This is a genomic window from Luteibacter sp. 3190 (assembly GCF_031456385.1).
Taxonomy (GTDB): domain Bacteria; phylum Pseudomonadota; class Gammaproteobacteria; order Xanthomonadales; family Rhodanobacteraceae; genus Luteibacter.
Genome location: NZ_JAVDUO010000003.1, coordinates 412,950 through 436,954, shown reverse-complemented (window position 1 = coordinate 436,954; position 24,005 = coordinate 412,950). Strand labels below are relative to the sequence as shown.

Here is a 24,005-nt window from a genome sequence, read left to right as displayed (position 1 = left end):
CGCCCATGCGATTCCTGATCCTGCGCAAGGCGGACGACGAGACCGAGGCAGGTACGCGGCCCACGCGCGAGCTGATCGAAGCGATGGGCGACTACGTCGACACCCTCGCGGCGGAAGGCCGTTTCCTGGCCGGCGAAGGGCTGAAGCCCAGCGGCGAGGGCGTGCGCGTGACGTTCGGCCCGGGCCGCGAACCGATCGTTGTCGACGGGCCGTTCGCCGAGACGCGCGAGCTGATCGCGGGCTTCAGCATCATCGACGCCGCGTCCATCGACGAGGCCGTCGAATGGGTGAAAGGCTGGCCGGTCGAGGATGCCGGAGGCGACGCGCGGATCGATATCCGTCCGATCGGCTGCCCCGGTGGCCTCTCGGGTTTCGGCGACCCGAGCGAAGGGGAGTCGTCACGCCCGCGCTTCATGGTGATGCTCAAGGCCAACGAGCGTAGCGAGACGGACTTCGACCCGGGCCCGGAGATCCTCGGGCGCATGGCCGAGGCGAACCGCGCGGGCCAGGACGCCGGCCACCTGATCGCGGGACAGGGCCTGTCGTCGAGCCGGCACGCGAAGCGCGTCGCCTTCAGCGGCGGCAAGGCGACCGTGCTCGACGGCCCGTTCGCCGAGATCAAGGAGATGGTCGCCGGCTTCTGGGTACTCCGCGTCGACACCCTCGACGATGTGCTCGCGTGGATCGCGACCTATCCGTTCCCCGATGGCGACGACGCGCGGCTCGAGATCCGCGAGCTGTACCGGATGGAAGAACTGATGCCCGCCGCGCCCTGATTGCGGCAACGCGGCTTGCCACGCATGACGGCCGATGCTGTCATGCGTGGCCATGACGACGCACGACACCCATCGCGCCATCGACGCGATCTGGAAGATCGAGTCGCCGCGGATCATCGCGACCATCGCACGGATGGTGCGCGACGTCGGCCTGGCGGAGGAACTCGCCCAGGATGCCCTCGTCGCCGCGCTGGAACAGTGGCCGGGTCAGGGCGTGCCGAGGAACCCCGGCGCCTGGCTGACGCAAACGGCGAAGCGGCGTGCCGTCGACCGCATCCGGCGCGAACGGATGGCGGGCCGCAAGCTGGAAGCGCTCGGCCAGGACATGGAAGGGCTCCTCGAGTCGGAGGACGAGCGGCTGATCGACCGGCTCGACGACGACATCGGCGACGACATGCTGCGACTGATCTTCACCGCGTGCCATCCGGTGCTGTCGGTCGAAGCGCAGGTGGCGCTGACGCTGCGCCTGCTCGGCGGCCTCTCGACCGACGAGATCGCGCGCGCCTTCCTGCTGCCGGAGCCCACGATCGCGCAGCGCATCGTGCGCGCGAAGCGCAGCCTCGCCGCCCCCGGCATCGGCTACGAGGTGCCGCGCGGCGCGCAACTCGGCGAACGCCTCGCGGCCGTGCTGCGTGTCCTCTACCTCATCTTCAACGAAGGCTACGCGGCGACGGCGGGCGGCGACTGGATGCGGCCGGCCCTGTGCGAGGAGGCGCAGCGCCTCGGCCGCGTCCTGGCCGAACTCGTCCCGGACGAACCCGAGGTGCATGGCCTCGTCGCACTGATGGAGTTGCAGGCCTCGCGCATGGGCGCCCGCGTGGATGCGCACGGCGAGCCGATCCTGTTGCTGGACCAGGACCGCCGTCGCTGGGACCGGCTGCTCATCGGCCGCGGCGAGAAGGCTCTCGCGCGCGCCACGCGGCAGGGCGGCGAGCGCGGCCCCTACGCCCTGCAAGCCGCGATCGCGGCTTGCCATGCCCGCGCCACGAGGGCCGAGGACACGGACTGGTCGCGTATCGCGAACCTCTACGCCGAACTCGTCGTCGTGCTGCCGTCGCCCGTCGTCGAACTCAACCGCGCCATGGCGGTGTCGATGGCCGAGGGTCCCGCGGCGGCGCTTCCGCTCGTGGAGGCGCTCGTCGACGAGCCGGCCCTGCGCGACTACCACCTCCTGCCGAGCGTCCTCGGCGACCTGTTCTTCCGCCTCGGCCGGCTCGACAAGGCGCGCGACGCTTTCCGCCGCGCCGCCACGATGACCCGCAACGAACGCGAACGCCGGATGCTCGAGGCGCGCGTCGAAGCGTGCGGGTAGCCGCCGTCCCGTTCGGCGGCGCGGGCTACGTCGCGCTTTTCCATATCGACGAAGCCCATGTCACCATCGTCGCCCTTCGCCACGAGCGCGAGGACGACTGGTTCGCCTGAGCGTCAGTGCGTGATGTCGATGTCGACGTTCGTGCCGTCGGGCACGTCCTGCAGCTGCTGCAGGATCGAGCCGGTCAGTTCGAAGTGTTCCTTCGCCGACACGGGATTCAGGTTCTCGACCGAGTACTCGCCTTCCGCGAACACCGGCAGGGTGACGTACGTGTAGCACTCGCCTTCCGCGCGCGTCTTGCCCGCCTCGATCAGCGCCTCGATCAGCGGCGGCAACAGCCAGTCCTCCGCGATGTCCTCGCGCAGCAGCTGGTTGAATCCCGGCACGCTTTCCGCGACGCGTTCGAGCTCCGCCGTTCCCGTGTTGAGCCAGTAGATGCCCCCCTCGTCCGCCTCGTAGAACATGTCGCCGAGCGCCGTGAAGAGCAGTGGCGTGAAGGCGTCGCCGATGCGCCAGCGCCACGATTCGGCGAGCGCGTCGATCGCTTCCTTGTCGGGCGTGCAGGTGAGGTCGTTCCAGGAAAGGGCCATGGGGGCGGCGTCGTCGCGAGGGGAAGCGCCAGTCTAACGCGCCTCGACCGCGCGGTTCACCGCCTGCACGAAGGCGGCGCGATCGCGTGCGTGGGCGTCGTCCGTGGCGACCGGCCACGCGGCGAGCTGCACGATCACCAGATGGCGGCGCGGATCGACGTGAAGCAGCTGGCCGAAGATGCCGATACCCTCGTAGCTGCCGTCGTCGTAGGTCCACCACTGGTAGCCGTAGCCTCGTCCCGGGCTGCCGATGGACGCCTGCGTGCGCGTGGCGGCATCGAGCCAGCCTGGCGCCAGCACCGGCTCGCCCGCGGCGACGCCGCCATCGAGCAGGAACTGACCCAGCCGGGCGTAGTCCGCCAGCGTCGCGGACACGCCGGAGCCGCCGGCCTCCGTGCCGTCCACGTCGTCCTTGAGCCAGATCGCATCCTCGGCCATGCCGTAGGGAATCCAGATCTTCTCGGCGAGGTACGCCGCGAGCGACTTTCCGGTCGCGCGCGTCACGAGGATGCCGATCAGGTCCGTCTCGCCAGTCTTGTAAACCCAGCGGGCGCCGGCGGGAAATTCGCGCGGCAGCTTCGACATGTACGACACGAGCAGCGGCACCCCGGTCTTGCGCTCACCCTCGTACATCATCGCCACGTCGGAGTGTGGATCGGCGTAATCCTCGTTCCAGCGCACACCCGAGGTCATGGAAAGAAGCTGGCGGACCGTGACGTCGCGATAGGCTCCGGCGACGAGTTCCGGGATGTAGCGCGTGACCGGATCGTCGAGGCTCCCGATCGCACCGTCGCGCAACGCCGCACCCACCAGCGTGGACGTGAACGACTTGGCCACCGAGAACGACGTCCAGCGGGTCGTCGCGTCCGCGCCGAGGCCGTAGCGCTCGAGGCGAACCTTGCCATCCTGTACCACCATGATGCCTGCGACGTGATGGTCGGCCATGTAGCCGTCCAGCGTCTGTCCATCGTCGAAACGCGGCGCCAGCGCGGCGCCTTTCGGCAGCGGATGGGCCTTGCCGTGGCGAACGACGTTGCTCGCGTACTGCGTCTCCATCGCGCGGAAGTTCGCCTCGCGCTGCGGCTGGTTCCAGAACAGCACATCGGTGCGCCGCGCGTGCGGCGGCGCGCACGCGGCGAGCCACATCGCCACGAGCAACACGGCGAGCCGGCACAGGAGATGCTTCATGCGGCAACCCTCACGCGCTGGCGCAGCTCGAAGGCGCCGAACGCCACGGAGGCGAGCACCAGCGGCCCGAAACCGTAGATCGCGCGGTAGGCGAGCAGCGCCGCCAGCACCTCCGCGCGCTGCTCCTGCGGGAACGCCGCCAGCGTCAGCGCCTCGAACGCGCCGATGCCTCCCGGCGTGTTGCTGATGATGCCCGCGAGGATGGCGCCGACATAGATGGGCGCGAAGTCGAGGAAACTGCCGGCGATCCCGGCGGGAAGCAGCAGGTACATGACCGTGATGGCCGCGACCATCTCGACGATGCCGATCACGATCTGCGCGGCGGCCGAGCGCGCCGACGGCACCGGCGTGGAGAACTTCCAGACCTTCAGTTCGTCGTGCTTGCCGGCGAGCCAGCGCAGCAGCACGGCGAACAGGACGACCAGCACGACGCCGGGCCAGCGTCCCCAGCCGAGGGCGATCGACGGTTCCAGCATAAGCGCGATGCAGGTGACGCTCGCGAAGCCGAGCGCCACCGCGAAGCCGACGAGGCCGACGATGCGCGCGACGTTGGCCGCGCTGACGCCCTGCGTCGCGAGCATGCGATAGCGCAACGCCGTGCCCGTGATCGCGTGGAAGCCGAGCGCGTTGCAGATGGCGTGGGTGGTGAAACCGGAGAAGATCTTCATCCGCATCGAGACCCTGCCGGGCACCACGGTCTCGACCGCGAAGACGTCGTAGGCGGTCAGGCAGGTCCAGCTGACGAGGGTGGCACCGATCGCTCCGGCGACGTGCCAGCGCGGAATGCGGTCGATGGCCTCGCGCACGTCCGCCCAGGCCATGCGCGCGATGTAGCGGTGCAGCAGGAACACGGCGCCGCCGACGATCGCCGCCGTCAGCAGGTATTTCGCCACCCGAAGCACCGCCGCCTTCGCGTCCGCCTTGTCGTGCTTATCCGTCACCGCGCTATCCGAACTGGCGGGGCTATCCCCGCGAAAGACGCGATGATCCCACGAGAGGGGGGCGCCGGGGCTAGACTCGACCGGGGAAACTTCATTCGCGGTGACACGATGCTCCATTACGAGGGTTCGCTCTGGCTCACCGACGGCGCGCGTCGCTGGGGTGGCACCGACCGCATCGAGCTGCTGGCCCGGATCGGCGAGACCGGTTCGATCACCGCGGCCGCCAAGGCCGTGGGCATGAGCTACAAGGGTGCGTGGGACGCCGTGGAAGCCATGAACAACCTGGCCGGCGAGGCACTGGTGCTACGTGCCACCGGAGGCCGCGGCGGTGGTGGCGCCTCGCTCACGCCGAGGGCGCAGCGGCTCATCGCGTCGTTCCGCGGCATAGAAGCCGAACACCGTCGCTTCGTCGAACGCCTCGCGGCGCTCGGCGAAGACGCGACGGACGATCTCCACCTGCTGAGGCGATTCACGATGCGAACGAGTGCGAGGAACCAGCTGGCGGGCACGGTTAGCGATATCGCCGAAGGGGCGGTCAACGACACCGTGACCGTCGAACTCAACGGCGGCGCCACCGTGGTGGCCACGATCACGCGGGAGAGCACCGCCAGTCTCGGGCTCGCGCCCGGCAGGCCGGTCGTCGCGCTCGTCAAGGCGAGCTGGGTGATCCTCGGCCTGCCCGACGAGCGCCTGCGCGTCTCGGCGTCGAACCGGCTGGAAGGCGTGGTGCGGCAGGTGCTGCCCGGCGCGGTGAACAGCGAGGTCACCATCGACCTGGCCAGCGGCGGCAGCATGACGGCGATCGTGACCCGGGAGGCGGCCGCGTCACTCGAACTGGCCGAAGGCTCGGCCGTGGTGGCGATCTTCGACGCGTCGGCGGTCATTCTCGGCGTCACCGACTGAAACCGCCCGTCCGAGAGTCAGTCGTGGCCGACCCGGCCATCGCGGATCTCGATGGTGTGGCCGTCGAGGGCCTCGACGTCCGCCGGATCGTGCGTGATCACGAGCATGGGCAGGTCGAGGCGCGACTGCAGCGCCAGCAGCTCCGCACGCATGCGCCCGCGCAGCGCGGGATCGAGCGCCGCGAAGGGCTCGTCGAGCAGGAGCAGGCGCGGCGAGGAAACCAGGGCGCGCGCGAGGGCGACCCGCTGGCGCTGACCGCCCGAGATGCGCGCCGGATAGCTGGCGGCCACGCCGCCGAGTTCGAGGGCGTCGATCCAGTGCCGCACGCGCTCGTCCTTCGTGTGCCGCGACGCGTTGAGCCAGCCCCTGTGCAGGCCGAAAGCGACGTTCTGGGCGACGGTCAGGTGGGGAAACAGGGCGTAGTCCTGGAAAAGATAGGCCACGCCACGTTCGCGCGCGGGCAGGTCGATCCCGGCCGCGTGGTCGAACAACGTCCGCCCGTCGACGCGGACGTGTCCGGCGTCCGGCGTCAGCAGCCCCGCCATGGCGCGCAGCGTAAGGCTCTTGCCCGCGCCGGACGGGCCGAACAGGACGATGCGCCGCTGCGTCGAGTCGAAGGCGACGTCGAGCTCGAAGTGCCGGTCGTCGGCGTGCAGGAGCTTGCGGATGGCCACGTCCACGACGCTCATGGCCGCACCCGCCGCAGGTGTCCGGGCGCCAGCCAGCCCGCCAGCAGCAGGGCGGCGACGCAAGTGACCGATATCACGGCCACCATGACACCGGCCGTGCGGTCGTCGCCTGCCTGCACGGCCGCGTAGATGGCGACGGAGAGGGTCTGGGTGCGTCCCGGAAGGTTGCCGGCGATCATCAGCGTCGCGCCGAACTCGCCCAGCGCCCTCGCGAAGGCCAGCAGCGCGCCGGCGGTGATGCCTCGCGCGGCGAGCGGCAGGCAGACGCGGAAGAAGACCGAGGCCTCGCGCAGGCCGAGCACGCGCGCGGCGTCCTCCAGCTGCGGATCGACCGCCTCGAACGCCGCGCGGGCCGCCTTCTGCACGAGCGGGAAGGCGACCAGCGTGGAGGCGGCCACGGCCCCCTGCCAGGTGAACACGAGTTCGATGCCGAGCCGGTCGAGCCACTCGCCGAACACGCCGCGGCGTCCGAACAGCACGAGCAGGTAATAGCCGAGCACGGTGGGCGGGAGCACCAGCGGCAGCGTCAGTACCGAATCGACCACCTCGCGCGCCGGCGAGCGCCAGCGCGCCAGTCCGAAGGCGACCGCCACGCCGAGCACGAGGTTGATGGCCGTCGCCCAGAGCGCGACCTTGAGCGTCAGCGCGAGCGGCACCCAGATCGCGTCCACGGCGTTCAGGGCGCCTGGAATCCGAACACCGCCAGGATCTTCCGGCCCTCGGCCGAGACCACGAAGTCCTCGAAGGCGGCGGCTTCCCGGGCGTGCTTCGACCCCGCCACCACCGCGATGGGATAGGTGACCGGCGTCGGTGTTGCGACGTCGGCGACCACGTCGACGCGATCGCGCATGAGATACGCATCCGTCGCGAAGACGAACCCGGCCTCGACTTCGCCGCGCGCGACATAGTCGAGCGCCTGCCTCACGTTCTGCGCGAGCACGCCCTTGGCCGAAACGGCCTCCCACAGCCCTTGCTGTTCGAGCGCGGCCTTCGTGTAGCGTCCCGCGGGCACCGACGCCGGGTCGCCATAGGCGACGCGCCTCACCACCGACGCGCGAAGGCCTTCCGGCGAAGCGACCTTCGCGGGATCGCCTTCGGGCACGATGAGTACGAGGCCGTTGCGGGCGAAATCGCGACGCGTGGACACGTCGATGGCTTTCGCGGCCGCGGCCTGGTCCATCGCGGCCTGGTCGGCGGACGCGAAGACGTCGGCCGGCGCGCCACTGGAAATCTGGCGCAACAGCACGTCCGACGCCGCGAAGTTGAGCACCACGTGGGTGCCCGGATGCCTCGCCTCGTACGCCTTGCCCACCGCCTGGAAGGCGTCGGTGAGGCTGGCGGCGGCGGACACGACGAGGTCGGCCGCCGCGGCGGAACCCGAGGCGGCGAGCAGGAGCAGCGCGACGAACGGGCGAAGCCGCATGGGTGCGATCCTTGGGACGTGACGACCGCAATATAGGAATCTACATAGCGGGCGGTCAATGCGCCCGACCGAACGCTCCGCATTACCGGTCGATCCGGAAAGAATCGCCAAGCCTGTTAACGTGAGGGATGGCAGCGTGGCGCCTTACGAACAGGGAAGGGGCACATGAAACACGCGTTGGCGATCATCGGCGGACTGCTCGTGCTGGGCACGCTGGCCGTCCTGCTGTTCTTCTGGCTGGACCGGACGGAAACCACCACCGACGCGTACGTCACCGGACGCATCCATCCTGTGGCCCCGCGCGTGACGGGCACCGTCCAGGTACTGCGGGTGAACGACAACCAGCACGTGAAGGCGGGCGACGTCCTCCTGGAACTGGACACCCGCGACTTCGACGTGGCGGTCGAGCAGGCACGGGCGGAAATCGACCGGGCCAAGGGCCAGGTCGCCAGCGCGGAGGCCCAGATCGCCGAGGCGTCCGCCGCGATCGTGGCCGCCAACGCCTCGACGCGGAAGACGGCGCTCGACCTGCGCCGCGCCGACGAGCTCGTGCACGAGACGCCTCGCGGCATCTCCCAGCAGGAGTTCGACGCGGCCCGCGCCGCCTCGGATTCCGCGGTCGCGAACCGGGCGAGCGCGGAGGCGCGGAAGGTCGCCGCCGTGGCGGCCCTCGAGTCGGCGCAGGCGCAGGTCGCCACCGCGGAGGCCGCCCTGCACGACGCCCTGCTCGCCTACGGGTACACGAAGGTCGTCGCGCCCGTCAGTGGCTACGTGGGACGCCGCAACGTCGAAGTCGGCGCGCGGGTGAACGCGGGACAGACGCTGCTCGCGATCGTCTCGGACGAGGTCTGGGTCGTCGCCAACTTCAAGGAGACGCAGCTGCACGGCATCCGCCGCGGGACCGAGGCGCACATGACGATCGACGCGATTCCCGACGTGCGCTTCCTCGGGCACGTCGACAGCTTCGCGCCGGCCTCCGGCTCACAGTTCGCGCTGCTTCCGCCGGACAACGCGACCGGCAACTTCACGAAGGTGGTGCAGCGCGTCCCGGTGAAGATCCTCTTCTCGTCGGACGACCTGGGGCACTACCGGCCACGGCTCGTCCCCGGGCTGTCGACCATCGTCAAGATTCGCGAAGACGGCAAGGCGGAACCGTGAGCGCGAAGCACGTCATGCTCGCCGCGGGACTGGCCTGCCTCGCCGGCTGCGTGGTCGGTCCGGATTACCTGCGGCCCGACGCCCCCGCGCCGGCGGCATGGCACGACGCTCCCGCGGCGGGAGCACCGCTGCCGGACGCGTGGTGGACGCTTTTCGGCGACGAGGAGCTGTCCCGGCACGTGGAATCCACGCTCGCGGCGAACCAGGACCTGGCCGGAGCGCTCGCGCGTTACGACCAGAGCCGCGCGCTGCTGGGCGTGGCCCGCGCCGACGAATTCCCGAACGTGACGCTCGACTCCGCCTATGCCCGGGGACGCACGTCCGGCACGGTGGACAACCGCCTGCCCATGCTGGAGACGACGCTCTGGCGCGTGCCGGTCGACGCGGCCTATGAGGTCGACCTCTGGGGCCGCGTGCGCCGCAGCGTGGAAGCGGCGGGCGCCGAGGTCGAAGGCAATGCCGACACGATCGCCGCGCTGCGCCTGAGCCTCGCGGCGTCCACGGCGTCGACGTACCTGTCCCTGCGCAGCACCGATCGCGACATCGACGTGCTGGTGCGCACGGTGGGCTTGCGCGAGGACGCGCTGCAGCTCGCCGACCGGCGCGCGAAGGCGGGCGTCGTCGGCGATCTCGACGTGCTCCGCGCACGCGCGGACCTGACGCAGACGCGCGCGGATCTCGCGGACGCCCGCCGGAGCCGCGACAACCTCGAACACGCGCTCGCCGTGCTCGAGGCACGCAACGCCCCGGAGTTCTCGGTGCCCGCGCGGCCATGGACGCCCGTCGTGCCCGACGTTCCGGCCGACCTCCCCTCCGCGCTGCTCGAGCGCCGCCCGGACGTCGCGGCGGACGAACGCGCCCTGGCCGCCGCGAGCGCGCGCATCGGCGTGGCGAAGGCGGCCTTCTTTCCGCAGCTCAGCCTCACGGCGTCCGCCGGCGTCGCGAGCAACCGCCTCGGCGACATCACGCGCAGTGACAGCCAGGCGTGGTCGATCGGGCCCGCCGTGCGGCTGCCGATCTTCGAGGGCGGGCGCAACCGCGCGAACCTGCAGGGTGCCGAGGCCGCGTACCGCGGAGCCCTGGCGAAGTGGAAGCAGAGCGGCATCGTCGCGTTCCGCGAGGTGCAGGATTCCCTCGACGACACGCGCTGGCTGCGCGAGCGCGGCGAAGCCCTCGATGCGACCGTCGATGCGACCGTCGCGGCGGCGAAAGTGTCGCGGTCCCGCTACGACCGCGGACTGGCCGGCTACTTCGAGGTCGTCGACTCCGAGCGACAGGCCCTCGTGACGCAACGTGCCGCCATACAGAACGACCGGCAGCGCCTGCTGGCCGCGGTATCGCTGATCAAGGCGCTCGGCGGCGGCTGGCGCGAAGGCGACGCCGTGCCGAGGCAACCGGTCGCCACCGCGATCGGCGGCCCATGAACGCGACGGCGGCCACCGTGGCCGCGCCCGCTCCCGCCCCGACCGCGCCCCTGCCCTGGCTGGGCATCGTCGCCGTGCTCGTCGGCGCCATCGCGACGACGCTCACCTCGCGCCTCACGTCCATCGGCCTCGCCGACCTGCGCGGCGCGGTGGGCGCGGGCTTCGACGAAGGCGCGTGGATCCCGACGGCGTTCTCGGCCGCGCAGATGATGATCGGGCCGATCTCGATCTTCCTTGGTCGCGCGTTCTCGCCACGCCGCGTGCTGCTCGCGGGTTGCCTCACCTACGGACTGGCGGAGTTCCTCATCCCCTTCTCGCCCGACCTGCACACGATGCTCCTGCTGCAGGTGTTCGCCGGGCTGGGCTCCGGAACGTTCATCCCCCTGACCGCGGCGTTCATCCTCACGTCGTTGCCGAAGACACTCTGGCCCTGGGGCCTCGCCGCTTACGCGATGAACATCATCCTCGGTCTCAACGTCGCCTCCACCCTCGAAGGATGGTACGTCGAACACGTCACCTGGAACTGGATCTTCTGGCAGAACACCGTGCTCGCGATGCCGCTGTTCGGCCTCTACTGGTTCGGCCTGCGGCGCATCCCTATCGATCGCGACTTCCTCCGCGCGGGCGATTTCCGCGGCATGGTCATCGGCGCGTCCGGCTTCACCCTGATCTTCATCGCGCTCGACCAGGGCGACCGTCTCGACTGGTTCTCGTCCACGCTCATCGTGACGCTGCTCGCGTCCGGAGTCATCGCCGTGGGCGCGTTCCTCCTGCACGAGGCGACGCTACCCACGCCGAGCATCGATTTCACTCTGCTCATCCGCCGCAACGTGATGGTTTGCATCGTCCTGGTCCTGATCACGCGCTTCCTCGTGACGTCGAGCAACACCCTCGTGGCGAACTACCTCATTTCCGTACGCGGATTGCGGCCCCTCGAGGTGGGCAGCGCCCTGCTGTGGGTGGCGTTACCCCAGCTCGTCATCGCGCCGACCGTCGCCTGGCTGCTCAATCGTATCGACGCGCGCTTCGCGATCGGTACCGGACTGACGATCGCGACCGCGGGGTTCCTGCTGGCCACCGGCATCACGTCGCAATGGTCGGAGGAGAGCTTCCGATGGGCCCTGCTATTGCAGGCGGTCGGCGAGACGCTAGAGCTGACCGCGGTCATCTATTTCTTCGGCCATCATGTCGGCCCCGCGGACGGGATCACGTTCGGCGCCATCATCCAGACCGCTCGACTGTTCGGAGGCGAACTCGGCACCTCGGTGCTCGTCCTCTTCACGCGCAAGGCGGAGCAACTGCATTCCAACCTCATCGGCCAGCACGTGGCCGCCGGCGATCCGGCCACGATGGAGCGCATCGCCGCCTATGTGCAGGTCGTGGGCGCGTCGACGCAGGGCACAGGCGATGCGCAGGCGCGCGGCACGGGGCTGCTCGCCGCCGCCGTGCGCGCCCAGGCGTACACGCTGTCGACCCTCGACGGCTTCCTGCTCGCCTCGTGCGTCGGACTGCTCGGCGTCTGCCTCGTGCTCGTGCTGCGCGAACCGCCGCCGATCGTCACCGCGCCCGCCGTGCCGCCACTGCCGTCGTCACGGACCTGACCGGCCCAGCGACACCGTGTCGCATGGGCTTCACGCGACGCCATGCGATGATCCCCGGACCCTGATCCAGGGTTGAATCAAGGGGTATGCCCGTGCGCCGCAGCGCGGTCTCGAAGCGATGGCTGGGATGGATGGCGCTCGTCGCCGTCTGGCTCACCGCGCTCGTCCCGACCGTGTCGCGCACCGTCGAGTGGCTCGCGTTCCCGGATCTCGGCCCGTGGTGCGAATCGCGGACGACCGCCCACGGCGGCATGACCCACGAAGGCATGGACCATGCCGCCATGGGTCACATGGCGATGCCTCCGTCCCACGGCGGTCACGAGGCCTGCGATCCGGATGCGGCCTGCGGCTACTGCACGCTGTTCGCGCAGCAGCCCGCGATGGCGGGCACGGTGTTCATCGGGCACCCGCTGCTCGCGATCCTGCACATGCCCGCCCCGCTCCCGGCCATTCGCGCCGGACCGGCGATCCACACCATCCACGCACCACCCCGAGGTCCACCGTCCGCGGCGCACGCCTGATCTTCCGATCCCGTACGCCAACGATCATGGACCCCACCTCATGCCCCTGTGCCATTCCCATGGGCGCGCGCTGTCGCGCGCCATCGCCTGCGCGCTCGCGACGCTCTCGTTCGCCGCGCACGCGGACGACGAACCGCAACGCGCGACCACGTTGCGCGAAGTGCGTGTCTCCGCCGCGAGCCACGACAGCAGCGTCGATCCCGACATGCCCTCCGCCGTCGAGACGGTCAGCGCGGCGCAACTCGACCGCCTGAACGTCGTCAACGTCGAAGACGCCCTGAAGTACCTGCCCTCCTTCGGCATCCGCAAGCGCTTCATCGGCGACGAGAACGCCACGTTTTCCGTCCGCGGCACGAGCAACCAGCAGAGCGCGCGCGGCCTCGTCTACCTCGATGGCCTGCTGCTTTCCAACCTCTTGGGCAACAACTGGGCGAATCCGCCGCGCTGGTCGATGGCGTTCCCGGAGAACCTCGCGCGCGTCGACGTGATCTACGGCGCGTATTCCGCGTTGTATCCCGGCAACGCCATCGGCGCGACCGTGCTGCTGACGACGCGCATGCCCGATCGCCTCGAGGTGACCGGCGAGGTCCAGGCGTTCACGCAGCACGTGGACGACTACGGCGTCGACCGCGACTTCGGCGGCAGCCGCCAGAGCGCGACCATCGGCGACCGTTCGGGGCGCTTCGCGTTCCTCGTCGGCGTGTCGCACCTGCAATCCAACGGGCAGCCGCTGGTGTACGCCACCCAGAACCTGTCGACGCGGCCCGGCGGTGCGCGTCCGGTCGGCGGCGCGATCGCGGACACCGGCGCCAATGGCCTGCCGCGCCAGATCGTCGGCATCAACGCGGAAGGCCAGGAGGCGACGAGCCAGGACGAGGCGCACGTGCGCCTGACGTACGACTTCACGCCCGACGTGACCGGCGGCGTCACCGCGGGCTACTGGAACCAGGACATGTCGCACCGCACCGCGACGTTCCTGCGCGACGCCGACGGACGTCCCGTGTGGTCGGGACCGGTGAACATCGACGGACGCCAGTACACGCTGCCCGCGAACTACTTCGCGCCCAGCACGCGACAGAGCCGAAACTATCTCTACGGCGTCTCGCTCGGCACGCATCGCGACAGCGGCTGGAACTTCGAGGGCAACGCGTCCTACTTCGACATGGACCGTAACCGCGACCGCGTGGCTTCGGCCGTGACGTACGACGGCGCCGGCCTCCTCACCGCCGGCGACGGCAGCCGCTGGCGGACGTTCGACCTGCGTGCCAGCCATGCGCCCGACGGCATCGCGCCGAACACGCATACGCTGAGTTTCGGCTACCACTACGACGGCTACCGCCTCGACAACGCGAGCTACGCGCTGGACGCCTGGCGACGCGGCGACGCGGGCGTGCGCACGGCCTCCAACGGCGGCAGCACCCAGACGCAGGCCGTGTACGTGCAGGATGCCTGGCAGTTGCTGGACGCGTGGCGCCTGACCGTCGGCGCGCGCTATGAGCAATGGCGCGCCTTCGGCGGCATGCGCGCCACGGCGACGGCAAGCGTCGCCTATCCCGAGCGCAAGGAGTCGCACACCTCGCCCAAGGCCTCGCTGGCGTGGACCGTAAGCGACTCGCTGCTGCTGCGCCTTTCGGCGGCCCGCGCATATCGCTTCCCGACGGTGAACGAGCTGTTCCAGGGCACGTTCAACGGTATCGCGCTGATCAACAACGATCCGTCGCTGAAGCCCGAGAACGACCTGTCGCGCGAACTTTCCGCCGAGTGGTACCACGACAACGGCGTGGCACGCTTCACGGTGTACCGCAGCGACACACGCGATACGCTCTTCAGCCAGACCGACACGACCGTGTTCCCGAACGTCACCAACGTGCAGAACGTCGGCCTCGTGAGGACGCGCGGTGCGGAGGCGAGTTACGATGCGCGCGACGTCGTCTGGCCGGGCGTCGACCTCACCGCGAACGTCGCCTGGACGCAGGCCACCACCGTGACGAACCGGAAGAATCCGGCGTCGGAAGGCAAGCAGTTCTATCGCATCCCCCGGTGGCGGGCGAACCTCGTCGCCACCTGGCGCGCGACCGAACGGCTCGCGCTCACGCTCGCCGGCCGCTATTCGGGAAGGCAGTACAACACGCTCGACCACAGCGACATCCATCCCGACACGTTCGGCGGCGCCAGCGACTTCCTTACCTTCGACGCGAAGGTCACGTGGAAGGCCGGCGATCACGTCGACCTCGGCGTGGGCGTCGACAACCTGACGGATCGGCGTTACTACGTGTACTACCCCTACCCCTCGCGCACGTACCTCGTGGAGGCGAAGTTCCACCTCTGAGCGTCAGGCGGCTTCGTCGGCGAGGCTGAAGTAGGCCACTTCCCGCTTCAGCGTTTCGGCGCTCTCGCGCATCGCGCGGCTCGCGCCGGCGGCGCGACCGACGAGCTCCGCGTTCTCGCGCGCGACGCCGTCGATGCCCGCCACCGCTTCGTCGACACGCGCGATGCCGTCGCGCTGGCCGCGGGTGGCGTCCATCACGGAGGCCATCATCGTCGCCAGCGACGACACGCGCGTGCCGATGTGCGAAAGCACGTCGGCCGCGCGGTCGACGGAGGCGACGCCGGCCTGGACGGCTTCGTCGCTCTCCGAGATCAGCGTGCGGATGTCGCGTGCCGCGGCGGCGCAACGCCGCGCGAGCTCGCGCACTTCGTGCGCGACGACCGCGAAGCCACGGCCGTGCTCGCCGGCCCGCGCCGCCTCGACGGCGGCGTTGAGGGCGAGCAGGTTCGTCTGGAAGGCGACCTGGTCGACCAGGTCCAGAACCTCGGTCATGCGTTCGCTGTTGTGGCGGATGGCATGCATCGTGTCGATCGCGGCACCGGCGATGTCCCGACCCTGTTCCGTGAGTTCGCGCGCCTCGCCGACGGCGCCGTTGGCCTGCGTCGCCTGACCGAGGCCGGACGCGACGGCGGCGGCCATCTCGCGCATCGAGCGCGTGGTGTGGTCGACATGCGCGGCCTGGATGCGCGTGCGTTCGCTGAGCGCGTCGTTGCCGTGTTCGATCCCCGACGCGGCCTGCGCGACGAGCGCGGCACGATGACGGACGTGGGACACGACGCGCACGAGCTGCGCATCCATGTGCGAGAGCGAGGCAAGCAGGCGGCCCACCTCGTCGTCCCGGCCGACGTCGATGCGCTCGCCGAGGCGTCCCTGCGCGATGGCGGCGGCGACATCGGCGGCCTGACGCAGCCGGCGTCCCAGCGAGACGATGATCGCGACGTCGACCGTACCGGCGAGGACGAGGGCGACGCCGAGCAGCACCGACGACCAGACCGCGCCGCGACGGATCTCCGCGTGCTGCGCGTCCACCGCGGCCTTGCCGCCGTCGAGCGCGAGGGCGAACAGGTTGGAGAAGTCGCTCTTCAGGGGCACGACCGCCGCCTGCACGTCGTTCGACAGCTGCAACTGGGCGAGGTCGTATTGCTCCGCCCTGAGCAGCTCGAGCACCGCGTCCACCGCGTCGTCGGCGGCCTTGCGATGCGCGGCGGCGAGCTGGACGAGCTTCGCCTGGTCCCGGCCGAGGGCGCTGGCCTCGAGCGAGCGCCACTGGCGATCGATGCGCTTGCGGTCCGTGCCTATGGATGTCGCCGCATCGTCGAGCGCCGAGGGCAGCCGCGTCAGCGTCGCGTGGACCAGTGCGTCGAGCAGGTCGTTGTAATCGTTCTGGATGTGGCCGACGTCGGCGACCGGGGCGAGCGTGCCGCCAACGACGTCGTTGAGCCGGCGGTCGGCGGTGCGCAACTGCGCGCCACCCACGATCCACAGGGCGAGCAGAAGAAGGATCGTGCCAGCGAGCCGGAGCACCAGCCGGGTACGGAGCGTCAGGGTCGGAACGGAAAACCGGGGGAGGCGCATGGAAAGCTCGAGGGGAACGGGGAACCCTCGATGTCGGCGCCAAGCCCGCCGACTTTAGCGATTTTCGGCATATTTCGTTTTTATTTCAATAACTTGGCAGCGCGAAGACAGAGCCATGAGGCTCAGCGCAACTGGCTGTCCTTGCTGCCGCGGCGGTTGTACCCGGCGAAGGCGGCTTCGTCCCGATCGGCGGCTTCCTGGCAGGCGACGCACAGGCGCACGCCCGGGACGGCCTTGCGGCGCGCCTCGGGAATCGGGTTGTCGCACTCCTCGCAGCGCTCGAGGCTCGGCCCCCTCGCCATGCGGCTACGCGCACGCTTCACCGCGTCTTCGACGGTGGCGTCGATCTGGTCCTGAACGGCCGTGTCGCCGGCCCAACCGGTCGCCATGGGTCACCTCCGGGGGACTCGCACTTTCCCCCTAAGATGGTGGCAAACCCTTGGTTTTAAAGGCGTGACGAGGGCGTTGGTCCGCCCTCGCCGTCCTCCTCAGCCTTTCCTCGGTTCGTCGTAGATCCCGAACTCGGTGACGCCGGGCTGCTTGCCCGTCACCGACAGCCGCACGCGTTTCGCCGTCGTGCGCGGAATTTCATGGAACTGGTAATGCGCCGGCTTCGTTCCCGATACCAGCGTCACCCAGGCACCGTCGCGCTCGACCTCGACCCTGTAGGTGGCGATGCGGCTCGCATCCCCGTAACCCTCGGCATGCAGCGGCTCGACGATGGACAGCGTGTTGAACGACACCGGCGCGTCGAAGCGCACCTCGATCCACGCATCCTCCTTGCCGCGATCCGCGAGCCAGTAGCTGCGGAAATCGTCGTCGAAGGCCTGGTCGGGCCCGACCGCCTCGTCGCTCGCGCTGGCCCAGGCGGGCCGCCCCGCCGCGAGGTCGGGAGTGGTGATGGTCACCGAGCGCGCGATCTTCGGCGCGGGACCGGGGTTCTTCCACAGGCGCCCGATCTCCGCCAGCCGGGCCACGGCGTTGTCGTCGAAGCGGCCGTCGCGGTTCGGCGCGACGTTGAGGATCAGGTTGCAGTGGTTGTCGTTGAACGGCTTCAGCCACTCCTCGACGATGGTCTTCGCCGAGGCGAGTTCGGCCGTCGGGTAGGCCTTCTTCCAGAACCAGTCGCTCTGCAGCGTGGTGCCCGACTGCGACGGCACGGGGCTGTCCGGCGGAATCTTCTGACCCGCATGCTGCTCGTACTGCTTGATGTCCGTGTAGTACAGGGCGGTGCCGGGATAGCTGCCCGCGTTGTGATCGGTGAGCAGGCAATCGGGCTGCAGCGTTTTGACGAGGTCGTAGATCTCGCGGTACGCCAGCTCCGCGTACGAGATGCGCGACCAGGAGGCGTTCCAGCCATCGAGGATCAGCGCCGTCAGCGGTCCGTAGTTCGTGAGCAGCTCGGTGATCTGCGCCTTGATCAGCGCGATCTTCTCCGGCGTGACGGTGCGCGCGCGGATGTCCTGGCGCAGGTCGAGGATCGAGAAGTACAGGCAGACGCCAAGGCCGGCCTTGCGGAACGAATCGACGTAGCGCCGCACGACGTCATGCGGATACGACGACTGCATGACGTTGGCGCTCGACGTCTTCGTCGGCCACAGGCAGAAGCCGTCGTGATGCTTCGTCGTCAGGCACGCATAGCCCATGTTCGCGCTCTTCGCCGCGCGCGCCCATTGGTCGGTGTCCAGGTGCTTCGGATCGAACAGCTTCGGCGAGAGCGTCGGATCGCCCCATTCGCGCTCCTCGAACGTCGCCATGTTCAGATGGATGAACATGCCGAAGCGCATGTCGAGGAAGGCCTGCTGCCGTTCGAGGAGGCGCTGCGGGTCCACGACGGTGTGTGACCCCTCGGAGCGTGAGGCAACCGGGGACGCCATCGCCCGTCCGATCGTCGTCATGCCGCCGCCGAGCGCGCCGGCCACCGCCAGCGCCTTCGCGAAATCGCGTCGATTCAATGGATCGCTCCCTTGGTGTGCGATCCCCGACTGTCGCGGCGGGGGCGTGGCTTGTCAACGCGACGGCATCACATCCCGGAGCATCGCGCCCAAGCGCGCTCCAACCATCGGTTATTCGTCGTCCTGCGGCATGCGGTGCTGCGGGTCGCCCGAGCCCGTCGTTACCGGTTCCTCGGGCCCCGGTGGCTGTCCATGGGTCGGGTCACCCGAGTTGGTGGTCGGGTCGTCGTACGGCTCGCGCTGGTTCATGGTCGGTCTCCTCCGGTGCGGATACGGATACACCGCGTTGCGTTCAGGGCACGTCATGTCGCGTGAGAGGACCAAGGCACGCGGCGTCGCGAAGGCGTAGGCTCGTCGACCATGCGCCCCTCCGATGCCCCGCCCCTCGCAAGCTCCTCCGACGTCGTCGCGTGCAGTCCGTCCGCCCAGCGCTGGACACTGGTGGCGGCCATCGTCGGCTCGGGCATGGCGTTCGTCGACGGCACGATCGTCAACGTCGCCCTTCCCGCCATCCAGCAGGCGCTCGACGCCACGACCGCCGATGCGCAATGGGTGATGGAGGCGTACGCGCTGCTGCTCTCCGCGCTGCTGCTGGTCGGCGGCGTCCTGGGCGATCGTTTCGGCCGACGCCGCGTGTTCGTCCTCGGCACCGCGATCTTCACGTTCGCGTCGCTGTGCTGCGCGCTCTCGCCCGGCATCGATGCGCTGATCGCGGCCCGCGCGCTGCAGGGCCTTGGCGCGGCCCTGCTCGTTCCCGGCAGCCTCGCGCTGATCAGCAGCGCGTACCCGAAGGAGCGCCGCGGTGCCGCGATCGGCACGTGGTCGGCGTTCAGCGGCATCACCGCGGCGGCGGGGCCGGTCCTGGGCGGTTACCTCGTCGAGTACGTGTCCTGGCACTGGGCGTTCCTGATCAACCTGCCGCTCGGCGTGGCGCTGCTCGCCATCTGTTATTGGCGCGTGCCGGAAAGTCGCGGCGGCGAGGTCGCGGGCAGGCTCGACATCGGCGGGGCCCTGCTCGCGACGCTCGGGCTGACGGGCGTGGTCTATGCGCTGATCGAAGCCCCGCTGCTCGGCTGGTCCGCGCCGGCCGTGCTAGCGGCCGCGGCGATCGGCATCGCCGGTCTCGTCGCCTTCGTCCTCGTCGAACGGCGCGCCGCGGCGCCGATGCTGCCGCTGTCGTTGTTCCACCATCGCGACTTCGCCGCGGCGAACGCGCTGACGCTGCTGCTTTACGCGGCGCTCGGCGGCAGCCTGTTCTTCGTTCCGCTGAACCTCATCCAGGTGCAGGGCTATGGCGCCACGGGCGCGGGCGCATCGTTGCTGCCCTTCATCGTCATCATGTTCGCGCTCTCGCGGATCACGGGACAGCTCGTCGACCGCGTGGGCGCGCGCCTGCCCCTCATCGTCGGTCCGCTCGTCGCCGCGGCGGGTTTCGCGCTGTATGCGCTGCCGGGCGTCGGCGGCAGCTACTGGACGACGTTCTTTCCCGCGAGTTGCGTGCTCGGCCTGGGCATGAGCATCGTGGTCGCCCCGCTGACCACGACCGTGATGAACGCGCTTCCGCCCAGCCTCGCGGGCACGGCGTCGGGCGTGAACAACGCGGTGTCGCGCACCGCGGGCCTGCTCGCCATCGCGGTGTTCGGCGTCGTGATGACCCAGGTCTTCGACCTCGCCCTGCAGGCGCGACTCGCCCCTCTCGCGCTGCCCGGCGACGTCACGCACGAGATCGCGATGCAGAAGGCGAAACTCGCCGGCATCGTGGTGGACGATGCCGCGGCGCGCGATGCGATCCACGAGGCGTTCGTGGCGGGCTTCCGTGCGGTGATGCTGCTGTCCGCGGGACTGGCCGTCGTGTCGTCGGCGGTGACGGCACTGTTACTGGGACGTGGAACCGCCAGGCCGGGCTGACACGCGCCGGCGCTCGACGGAGCTCGCCTCAGTACTGCAGGCGCAGTCCCGCGACCCAGCGCCGGTCGGTGATGCGGCGACCTTGTTCGCCCGCGAGATCCGCGGTGCCTCCAGCCAGATGTTCCCACGCGACGCCGACGTAGGGCGCGAAGCCGCGCCGTATCTCGTAGCGCAAGCGCAGGCCACCTTCGACGTTCGACAGTCCGGACCGGATGCCGCGTCGATCGTCGTCCTTGCCGTACGCATTGAATTCCAGCTCGGGCTGCAGGATGAGCCGCTGGGTCAGCAGCAGCTCGTATTCCACGCGCAGGCGCGCGGCGGTACGGCCGCCCTCCGCCGCGTATGCGGTCGCCTCCACCTCGAACCAGTAGGGCGCGAGACCCTGGAAGCCGAACGCGGCCCAGGTGCGCCCTCCTCCCTCGCCGACGTCGCGACGCAGACCGAGCTGCGTGTCCCAGAAGGTTGCGACCGCGTGACCCCAGAAGAGCTCGACGTCGGCGTCGTGGGCGCGGCGATCTTCCCGCTCCCCTTCGCTGCGCAGCCAGAGCTTGTCGGTGTCGTTGCCGTACCAGCCGTCGAGCTCCCACGACTGCCCGTGACCGCCCTGCCCCGAGTAGCTTTCCAGCCGATCGAGCAGCAGCGTTCCGACCGACGCCGTATCGTCCATGTCGTGCATGGCCATGCCGTGCATCGACGACGCGGGTACGCCGCCCGACCAGTCCGGGCTGCGCGCATCCGCCGGCGCGCTTCCGCCCTGCATCGGGCCCATCCGCATCGCGCCCATGTCGTGGCCGCCGTCGTGATTCATCGCCGGAACGATGCCGTGATCCGCATGGGGATCGGGCGACGCGGGCGTGGCCGCGGCGTCGGTCGCCCCGGGATGATGCATGGCGCCGTGATCCATGCCTTCCATCGACTGCGCGAACGCCGCCGACGGCACCGCGAGCGCGACCAGCAACGCGAATCGGCGCATCACGAGACCACCACCTCGCGGAACATGCCCGCCTCCATGTGGAAGAGCATGTGGCAGTGGAACGCCCAGCTTCCGGGGTTGTCGGCGGTGACGGCGTACGTCACCTGCTGCGCGGGTTGCACGTTGACCGTGTGCTTACGTACCTGGAACGCGCCGTCGGGCGATTCGATCTCGCTCCACATGCCGTGGAGATGGATCGGATGATTCATCATCGTGTCGTTGACGAGGCGTATGCGGAGACGCTCGCCACGACGGAAATGCACGGGTGTGGACGCCGAGTACTTCACACCGTCGAACGACCAGGCGAAGCGCTCCATGTTGCCCGTCAGATGCAGCTCGATCGTGCGCCCCGGCGGGCGCCTATCGAGCGGACCGCCGACGGTGCGCAGGTCGGCGTACGTGAGTACGCGATGGGTACGCCCGCGCAGGCCCACACCCGGGTCGTCGAGGTTGGTGCGCGGCATGTCGACGCGCATGTCCGTCCCGGCCCCGTATTCGGTGCGCGCATGGTTCGCCATCACCATGGGGCCATCGTCGTGCCCGGCGTCGTCGGCCATCGAACCCATCATGTCGCGCATCGACAGCCGCGGACGCGGGTCGAGCGCGGGAACCGGCGCCGACATGCCGGCGCGCGGCGCCAGCGTCGCACGGGCATAGCCCGACCGGTCGATCGACTGGGCGAAGACGGTGTACGCGCGATCCTCGCCCGGCTCCACCAGCACGTCGTAGGTTTCGCCTGCCGACATGCGCAGCTCGTCGACGTCCACCGGCTCGACATCCCGACCGTCCGCCGCGACCACGCGGAGACGCAGGCCGGGAATGCGCAGGTCGAAGATCGAGTTCGAGGAGCCGTTGATCAGGCGAAGTCGCACGCGTTCGCCCGGAGCGAACCGCCCGTTCCAGTTTCCCGAGGGCGTCACGCCGTTGACCAGGTAGGTGTACGTGGCGGCCGAAATATCGGCGAGATCGGTCGGGTTCATGCGCATGCGGTTCCACATGCGCCGCATCGCGAGCGCATCCCCGAAGCCCTTCGCGCGTGCGTCGCGCAGGAAATCCGGCAACGTCGGCTGTCCATAGTTGTATGTGTCGCTGCGCGTGCGCAGGCGCGCGTAGATTCGCTCCGGATCTTCGTCGCTCCAGTCGCTGAACAAGAGCACGTGTTCACGGTCGGCCGGATAACGCTCCCCGTCGCGCGGCTCGACGACGATCGCGCCGTACAGTCCGCTCTGTTCCTGGAACCGGCTGTGCGCGTGGTACCAGTACGTCCCCGACTGGCGCAGGGCGAATCGGTAGGTGTATTCGCCCTGCGCGGGAATACCCGGGAAGCTCAGGCCAGGCACACCATCCTGATCGGCGGGCACGATGAGGCCGTGCCAATGGATCGACGACGTCGTGTCGAGCGTGTTGCGCACGCGGATCGTCGCGACATCGCCTTCGCGGAATCGCAGCGTCGGCCCCGGCACGCCACCACCGACCGTGACGGCGTGACGGCTACGGCCCGTGAAATCGACCGTGGCCTGGCCGATACGCAGGTCGACGTCCGGACCGCGAAGTTCTCCGGCCGATGGCATGGATGCCATGGCGAAATCCGCGCGGATTCCGGCGCCCGCGGCGATACCCGCGACGGCAAGACCCTGGACGAAACGTCGGCGGGAGCCACGGATGCGGGAGTCGTCGGAGGCGGACATGCGGCAGTCGCTGCAAGGAGACAAGCGGCGACGTTAGCCGGGATATCCCACCTCCGACAACTCTGGAGCAGGCTCCACGTGCTTCGCCGGACTCAACGATACGCGACGTTGACGGTGACACTCGCGTTGGCGATTCCGGGCGTGATCGCCTCTCCGGTGCTCCGGTAGCGGGCCCGGAATCCGTAGGCGCGTCCTTCGTCGGTCGTCGGGAGCGCCATCGGAGCGGCATTGGGTAGTGCCTGCTCATCCGGCTGAACGCTACGCAATTCCACGGCGACGCCGCCCGCGGCGCCCGCGCCCTTGTTGTCGAGACGGAACAGCGATGGTGCGGATTCGTCGGCCGCGCCGGCGAACGTCAGCAACATCTCCGTGGCGCCGGTGCATCCCGTCGTCACCAACGACTGGTTCGCCCATGGGCTGTATCCCTGGGACAGGAGCATGCTGCCGTCGATCTGGCCGAGGTCGAAGCGAACCTGCTTCGCGGCGAAGGCGCACGTGGGTTTCTCCGGCACGATCTGCGTATTGACGAGGTCCGCCCATATCTGCCGATGACCATCGAATCCCGCCTGCGCGACGGTACCGGTCGTCAGGTCGCCGGACCCGACGTTCTCCGCGGTCTTCACCAGCTGCGCGCGGAAGTGCCCCCTGATGACCTGCGCACTGAAGTTCCAGCCGTACTGGAAATCGTCCGGCACGGGATTGTTGTTGTCCCCGAACCCGTAATGGAAAAGGCGGATGCCGATACCGGGAATGTTCGTCTCGTAGGTCTTGTTTCCGATCGCGCTCGGCTTGCTGAAGATGCCGAGGGCCGCGGTGCGCCGTGGACTGGAGCACTTGCCGCTACCGCCCGTCCAGGCGACGGTGGTGGTCTCGGCGAGCACCTTTCCCACCGGGGCGTCGCGAGGCACCTTCACGGTTCCGAACGAGAGGCGTTGCGCACTGCCTTGCGACGCGTAGCTGGTGCAGCCGGCGTAAGCCGCAGGGGAAAGCACGGCGAGAAAGAGCAGGGACGAGGATAGTCCGACGAGGCGGATCGACATGTTGCGGTACC

The 24,005-nt window shown here is 69.5% G+C and carries 22 protein-coding genes; 9 read left to right on the top strand and 13 right to left on the bottom strand.

Annotated elements, in window-relative coordinates:
- Positions 1–5: 5 nt before the first annotated feature.
- Positions 6–776, top strand: a complete 771-nt coding sequence (locus tag J2X58_RS14775) for a YciI family protein (protein ID WP_090175141.1) — start codon at positions 6–8, stop codon at positions 774–776.
- Between the two features lie 52 nt (positions 777–828).
- On the top strand, positions 829–2,088 hold the full coding sequence (locus J2X58_RS14770; protein ID WP_310049063.1) for an RNA polymerase sigma factor: 1,260 nt from the start codon (positions 829–831) through the stop codon (positions 2,086–2,088).
- 113 nt (positions 2,089–2,201) lie between these two features.
- Here the strand turns inward: J2X58_RS14770 and J2X58_RS14765 are convergent, their stop codons facing one another.
- The 3 genes from J2X58_RS14765 to J2X58_RS14755 are packed head-to-tail and all read right to left on the bottom strand — an operon-like array spanning position 2,202 to position 4,807.
- Positions 2,202–2,678 carry a T6SS immunity protein Tdi1 domain-containing protein gene (locus J2X58_RS14765; protein WP_090175137.1) on the bottom strand — a complete coding sequence of 159 codons (477 nt, stop codon included), beginning with the start codon at positions 2,676–2,678 and terminating at the stop codon, positions 2,202–2,204.
- Between the two features lie 33 nt (positions 2,679–2,711).
- A complete protein-coding gene (locus tag J2X58_RS14760; RefSeq protein ID WP_090175136.1) occupies positions 2,712–3,866 on the bottom strand; it encodes a serine hydrolase in 1,155 nt (384 codons plus the stop codon).
- Positions 3,863–4,807: a YbhN family protein gene (locus J2X58_RS14755; RefSeq protein WP_310049061.1), complete on the bottom strand. Its 945-nt coding sequence runs from the start codon at positions 4,805–4,807 to the stop codon at positions 3,863–3,865. Before J2X58_RS14755 ends, J2X58_RS14760 begins: the two co-directional genes overlap by 4 nt.
- Before the next feature lie 108 nt (positions 4,808–4,915).
- On the opposite strand from J2X58_RS14755, the gene J2X58_RS14750 reads away from it, so the two are divergent.
- The gene (locus tag J2X58_RS14750; protein ID WP_310049060.1) at positions 4,916–5,710 is read left to right on the top strand and encodes a TOBE domain-containing protein; all 795 of its coding nucleotides are present in this window, start codon (positions 4,916–4,918) and stop codon (positions 5,708–5,710) included.
- A gap of 17 nt (positions 5,711–5,727) precedes the next feature.
- Here J2X58_RS14750 and J2X58_RS14745 read toward each other — a convergent pair whose 3' ends face one another.
- From J2X58_RS14745 to modA, 3 genes are read right to left on the bottom strand one after another with little or no spacing between them, the layout of a single operon-like run.
- Entirely contained in the window at positions 5,728–6,399 is a 672-nt protein-coding gene (locus tag J2X58_RS14745; RefSeq protein ID WP_310049059.1) for an ATP-binding cassette domain-containing protein, read from the bottom strand.
- Positions 6,396–7,070, bottom strand: coding sequence for a molybdate ABC transporter permease subunit (gene modB / locus J2X58_RS14740; protein WP_090058923.1), 675 nt, complete (start codon positions 7,068–7,070; stop codon positions 6,396–6,398). The genes J2X58_RS14745 and modB overlap by 4 nt, the downstream gene beginning before the upstream one ends.
- Positions 7,071–7,075: 5 nt before the next feature.
- Positions 7,076–7,822 carry a molybdate ABC transporter substrate-binding protein gene (gene modA / locus J2X58_RS14735; protein WP_310049058.1) on the bottom strand — a complete coding sequence of 249 codons (747 nt, stop codon included), beginning with the start codon at positions 7,820–7,822 and terminating at the stop codon, positions 7,076–7,078.
- Positions 7,823–7,987: 165 nt separating this feature from the next.
- On the opposite strand from modA, the gene J2X58_RS14730 reads away from it, so the two are divergent.
- From J2X58_RS14730 to J2X58_RS14710, 5 genes are all read left to right on the top strand, one after another.
- Positions 7,988–8,980: an HlyD family secretion protein gene (locus J2X58_RS14730; protein ID WP_090058929.1), complete on the top strand. Its 993-nt coding sequence runs from the start codon at positions 7,988–7,990 to the stop codon at positions 8,978–8,980.
- On the top strand, positions 8,977–10,404 hold the full coding sequence (locus tag J2X58_RS14725) for an efflux transporter outer membrane subunit (RefSeq protein ID WP_310049056.1): 1,428 nt from the start codon (positions 8,977–8,979) through the stop codon (positions 10,402–10,404). Before J2X58_RS14730 ends, J2X58_RS14725 begins: the two co-directional genes overlap by 4 nt.
- On the top strand, positions 10,401–12,005 hold the full coding sequence (locus J2X58_RS14720; protein ID WP_310049055.1) for an MFS transporter: 1,605 nt from the start codon (positions 10,401–10,403) through the stop codon (positions 12,003–12,005). The genes J2X58_RS14725 and J2X58_RS14720 overlap by 4 nt, the downstream gene beginning before the upstream one ends.
- 92 nt (positions 12,006–12,097) lie before the next feature.
- Positions 12,098–12,526, top strand: a complete 429-nt coding sequence (locus J2X58_RS14715) for a DUF2946 family protein (RefSeq protein WP_310049054.1) — start codon at positions 12,098–12,100, stop codon at positions 12,524–12,526.
- Positions 12,527–12,566: 40 nt separating this feature from the next.
- A complete protein-coding gene (locus J2X58_RS14710; RefSeq protein ID WP_310049052.1) occupies positions 12,567–14,855 on the top strand; it encodes a TonB-dependent receptor in 2,289 nt (762 codons plus the stop codon).
- 3 nt (positions 14,856–14,858) lie between these two features.
- On the opposite strand, the gene J2X58_RS14705 is transcribed toward J2X58_RS14710, so the two are convergent.
- The 4 genes from J2X58_RS14705 to J2X58_RS14690 all read right to left on the bottom strand — a co-directional run bounded on the left by J2X58_RS14705 (position 14,859) and on the right by J2X58_RS14690 (position 18,634).
- The gene (locus J2X58_RS14705; RefSeq protein ID WP_310049051.1) at positions 14,859–16,430 is read right to left on the bottom strand and encodes a methyl-accepting chemotaxis protein; all 1,572 of its coding nucleotides are present in this window, start codon (positions 16,428–16,430) and stop codon (positions 14,859–14,861) included.
- Positions 16,431–16,552: 122 nt separating this feature from the next.
- Positions 16,553–16,819, bottom strand: a complete 267-nt coding sequence (locus tag J2X58_RS14700) for a DksA/TraR family C4-type zinc finger protein (protein ID WP_090058944.1) — start codon at positions 16,817–16,819, stop codon at positions 16,553–16,555.
- A gap of 99 nt (positions 16,820–16,918) precedes the next feature.
- On the bottom strand, positions 16,919–18,385 hold the full coding sequence (locus J2X58_RS14695) for an alpha-L-fucosidase (protein ID WP_310049048.1): 1,467 nt from the start codon (positions 18,383–18,385) through the stop codon (positions 16,919–16,921).
- Positions 18,386–18,496: 111 nt separating this feature from the next.
- Positions 18,497–18,634 carry a hypothetical protein gene (locus J2X58_RS14690; protein WP_175472925.1) on the bottom strand — a complete coding sequence of 46 codons (138 nt, stop codon included), beginning with the start codon at positions 18,632–18,634 and terminating at the stop codon, positions 18,497–18,499.
- 111 nt (positions 18,635–18,745) lie between these two features.
- Here J2X58_RS14690 and J2X58_RS14685 point away from each other — a divergent pair, with 111 nt between their 5' ends.
- Complete coding sequence (locus J2X58_RS14685; RefSeq protein WP_310049047.1) at positions 18,746–20,293, top strand: MFS transporter; 1,548 nt, start codon at positions 18,746–18,748, stop codon at positions 20,291–20,293.
- A gap of 28 nt (positions 20,294–20,321) precedes the next feature.
- Here J2X58_RS14685 and J2X58_RS14680 read toward each other — a convergent pair whose 3' ends face one another.
- From J2X58_RS14680 to J2X58_RS14670, 3 genes are all read right to left on the bottom strand, one after another.
- Complete coding sequence (locus J2X58_RS14680; RefSeq protein WP_310049216.1) at positions 20,322–21,266, bottom strand: copper resistance protein B; 945 nt, start codon at positions 21,264–21,266, stop codon at positions 20,322–20,324.
- Positions 21,266–22,954, bottom strand: coding sequence for a copper resistance system multicopper oxidase (locus J2X58_RS14675; protein ID WP_310049046.1), 1,689 nt, complete (start codon positions 22,952–22,954; stop codon positions 21,266–21,268). Before J2X58_RS14675 ends, J2X58_RS14680 begins: the two co-directional genes overlap by 1 nt.
- A gap of 92 nt (positions 22,955–23,046) precedes the next feature.
- Positions 23,047–23,994 (bottom strand): fimbrial protein, encoded by a 948-nt coding sequence (locus J2X58_RS14670; RefSeq protein ID WP_310049044.1) that lies wholly within the window; start codon positions 23,992–23,994, stop codon positions 23,047–23,049.
- Positions 23,995–24,005 lie beyond the last annotated feature (11 nt).

Excerpts from the sequence above, each read along its gene's own strand:
- J2X58_RS14750 (WP_310049060.1), top strand. The coding sequence starts at position 4,916 with ATGCTCCATTACGAGGGTTCGCTCTGGCTCACCGACGGCGCGCGTCGC.
- J2X58_RS14670 (WP_310049044.1), bottom strand. The coding sequence starts at position 23,994 with ATGTCGATCCGCCTCGTCGGACTATCCTCGTCCCTGCTCTTTCTCGCC.
- J2X58_RS14760 (WP_090175136.1), bottom strand. The coding sequence starts at position 3,866 with ATGAAGCATCTCCTGTGCCGGCTCGCCGTGTTGCTCGTGGCGATGTGG.
- J2X58_RS14700 (WP_090058944.1), bottom strand. The coding sequence starts at position 16,819 with ATGGCGACCGGTTGGGCCGGCGACACGGCCGTTCAGGACCAGATCGAC.
- J2X58_RS14680 (WP_310049216.1), bottom strand. The coding sequence starts at position 21,266 with ATGCGCCGATTCGCGTTGCTGGTCGCGCTCGCGGTGCCGTCGGCGGCG.
- modA (WP_310049058.1), bottom strand. The coding sequence starts at position 7,822 with ATGCGGCTTCGCCCGTTCGTCGCGCTGCTCCTGCTCGCCGCCTCGGGT.
- J2X58_RS14765 (WP_090175137.1), bottom strand. The coding sequence starts at position 2,678 with ATGGCCCTTTCCTGGAACGACCTCACCTGCACGCCCGACAAGGAAGCG.
- J2X58_RS14730 (WP_090058929.1), top strand. The coding sequence starts at position 7,988 with ATGAAACACGCGTTGGCGATCATCGGCGGACTGCTCGTGCTGGGCACG.
- J2X58_RS14745 (WP_310049059.1), bottom strand. The coding sequence starts at position 6,399 with ATGAGCGTCGTGGACGTGGCCATCCGCAAGCTCCTGCACGCCGACGAC.
- J2X58_RS14705 (WP_310049051.1), bottom strand. The coding sequence starts at position 16,430 with ATGCGCCTCCCCCGGTTTTCCGTTCCGACCCTGACGCTCCGTACCCGG.
- J2X58_RS14710 (WP_310049052.1), top strand. The coding sequence starts at position 12,567 with ATGCCCCTGTGCCATTCCCATGGGCGCGCGCTGTCGCGCGCCATCGCC.
- J2X58_RS14690 (WP_175472925.1), bottom strand. The coding sequence starts at position 18,634 with ATGAACCAGCGCGAGCCGTACGACGACCCGACCACCAACTCGGGTGAC.
- J2X58_RS14720 (WP_310049055.1), top strand. The coding sequence starts at position 10,401 with ATGAACGCGACGGCGGCCACCGTGGCCGCGCCCGCTCCCGCCCCGACC.
- J2X58_RS14685 (WP_310049047.1), top strand. The coding sequence starts at position 18,746 with ATGCGCCCCTCCGATGCCCCGCCCCTCGCAAGCTCCTCCGACGTCGTC.
- J2X58_RS14675 (WP_310049046.1), bottom strand. The coding sequence starts at position 22,954 with ATGTCCGCCTCCGACGACTCCCGCATCCGTGGCTCCCGCCGACGTTTC.
- J2X58_RS14770 (WP_310049063.1), top strand. The coding sequence starts at position 829 with ATGACGACGCACGACACCCATCGCGCCATCGACGCGATCTGGAAGATC.
- J2X58_RS14775 (WP_090175141.1), top strand. The coding sequence starts at position 6 with ATGCGATTCCTGATCCTGCGCAAGGCGGACGACGAGACCGAGGCAGGT.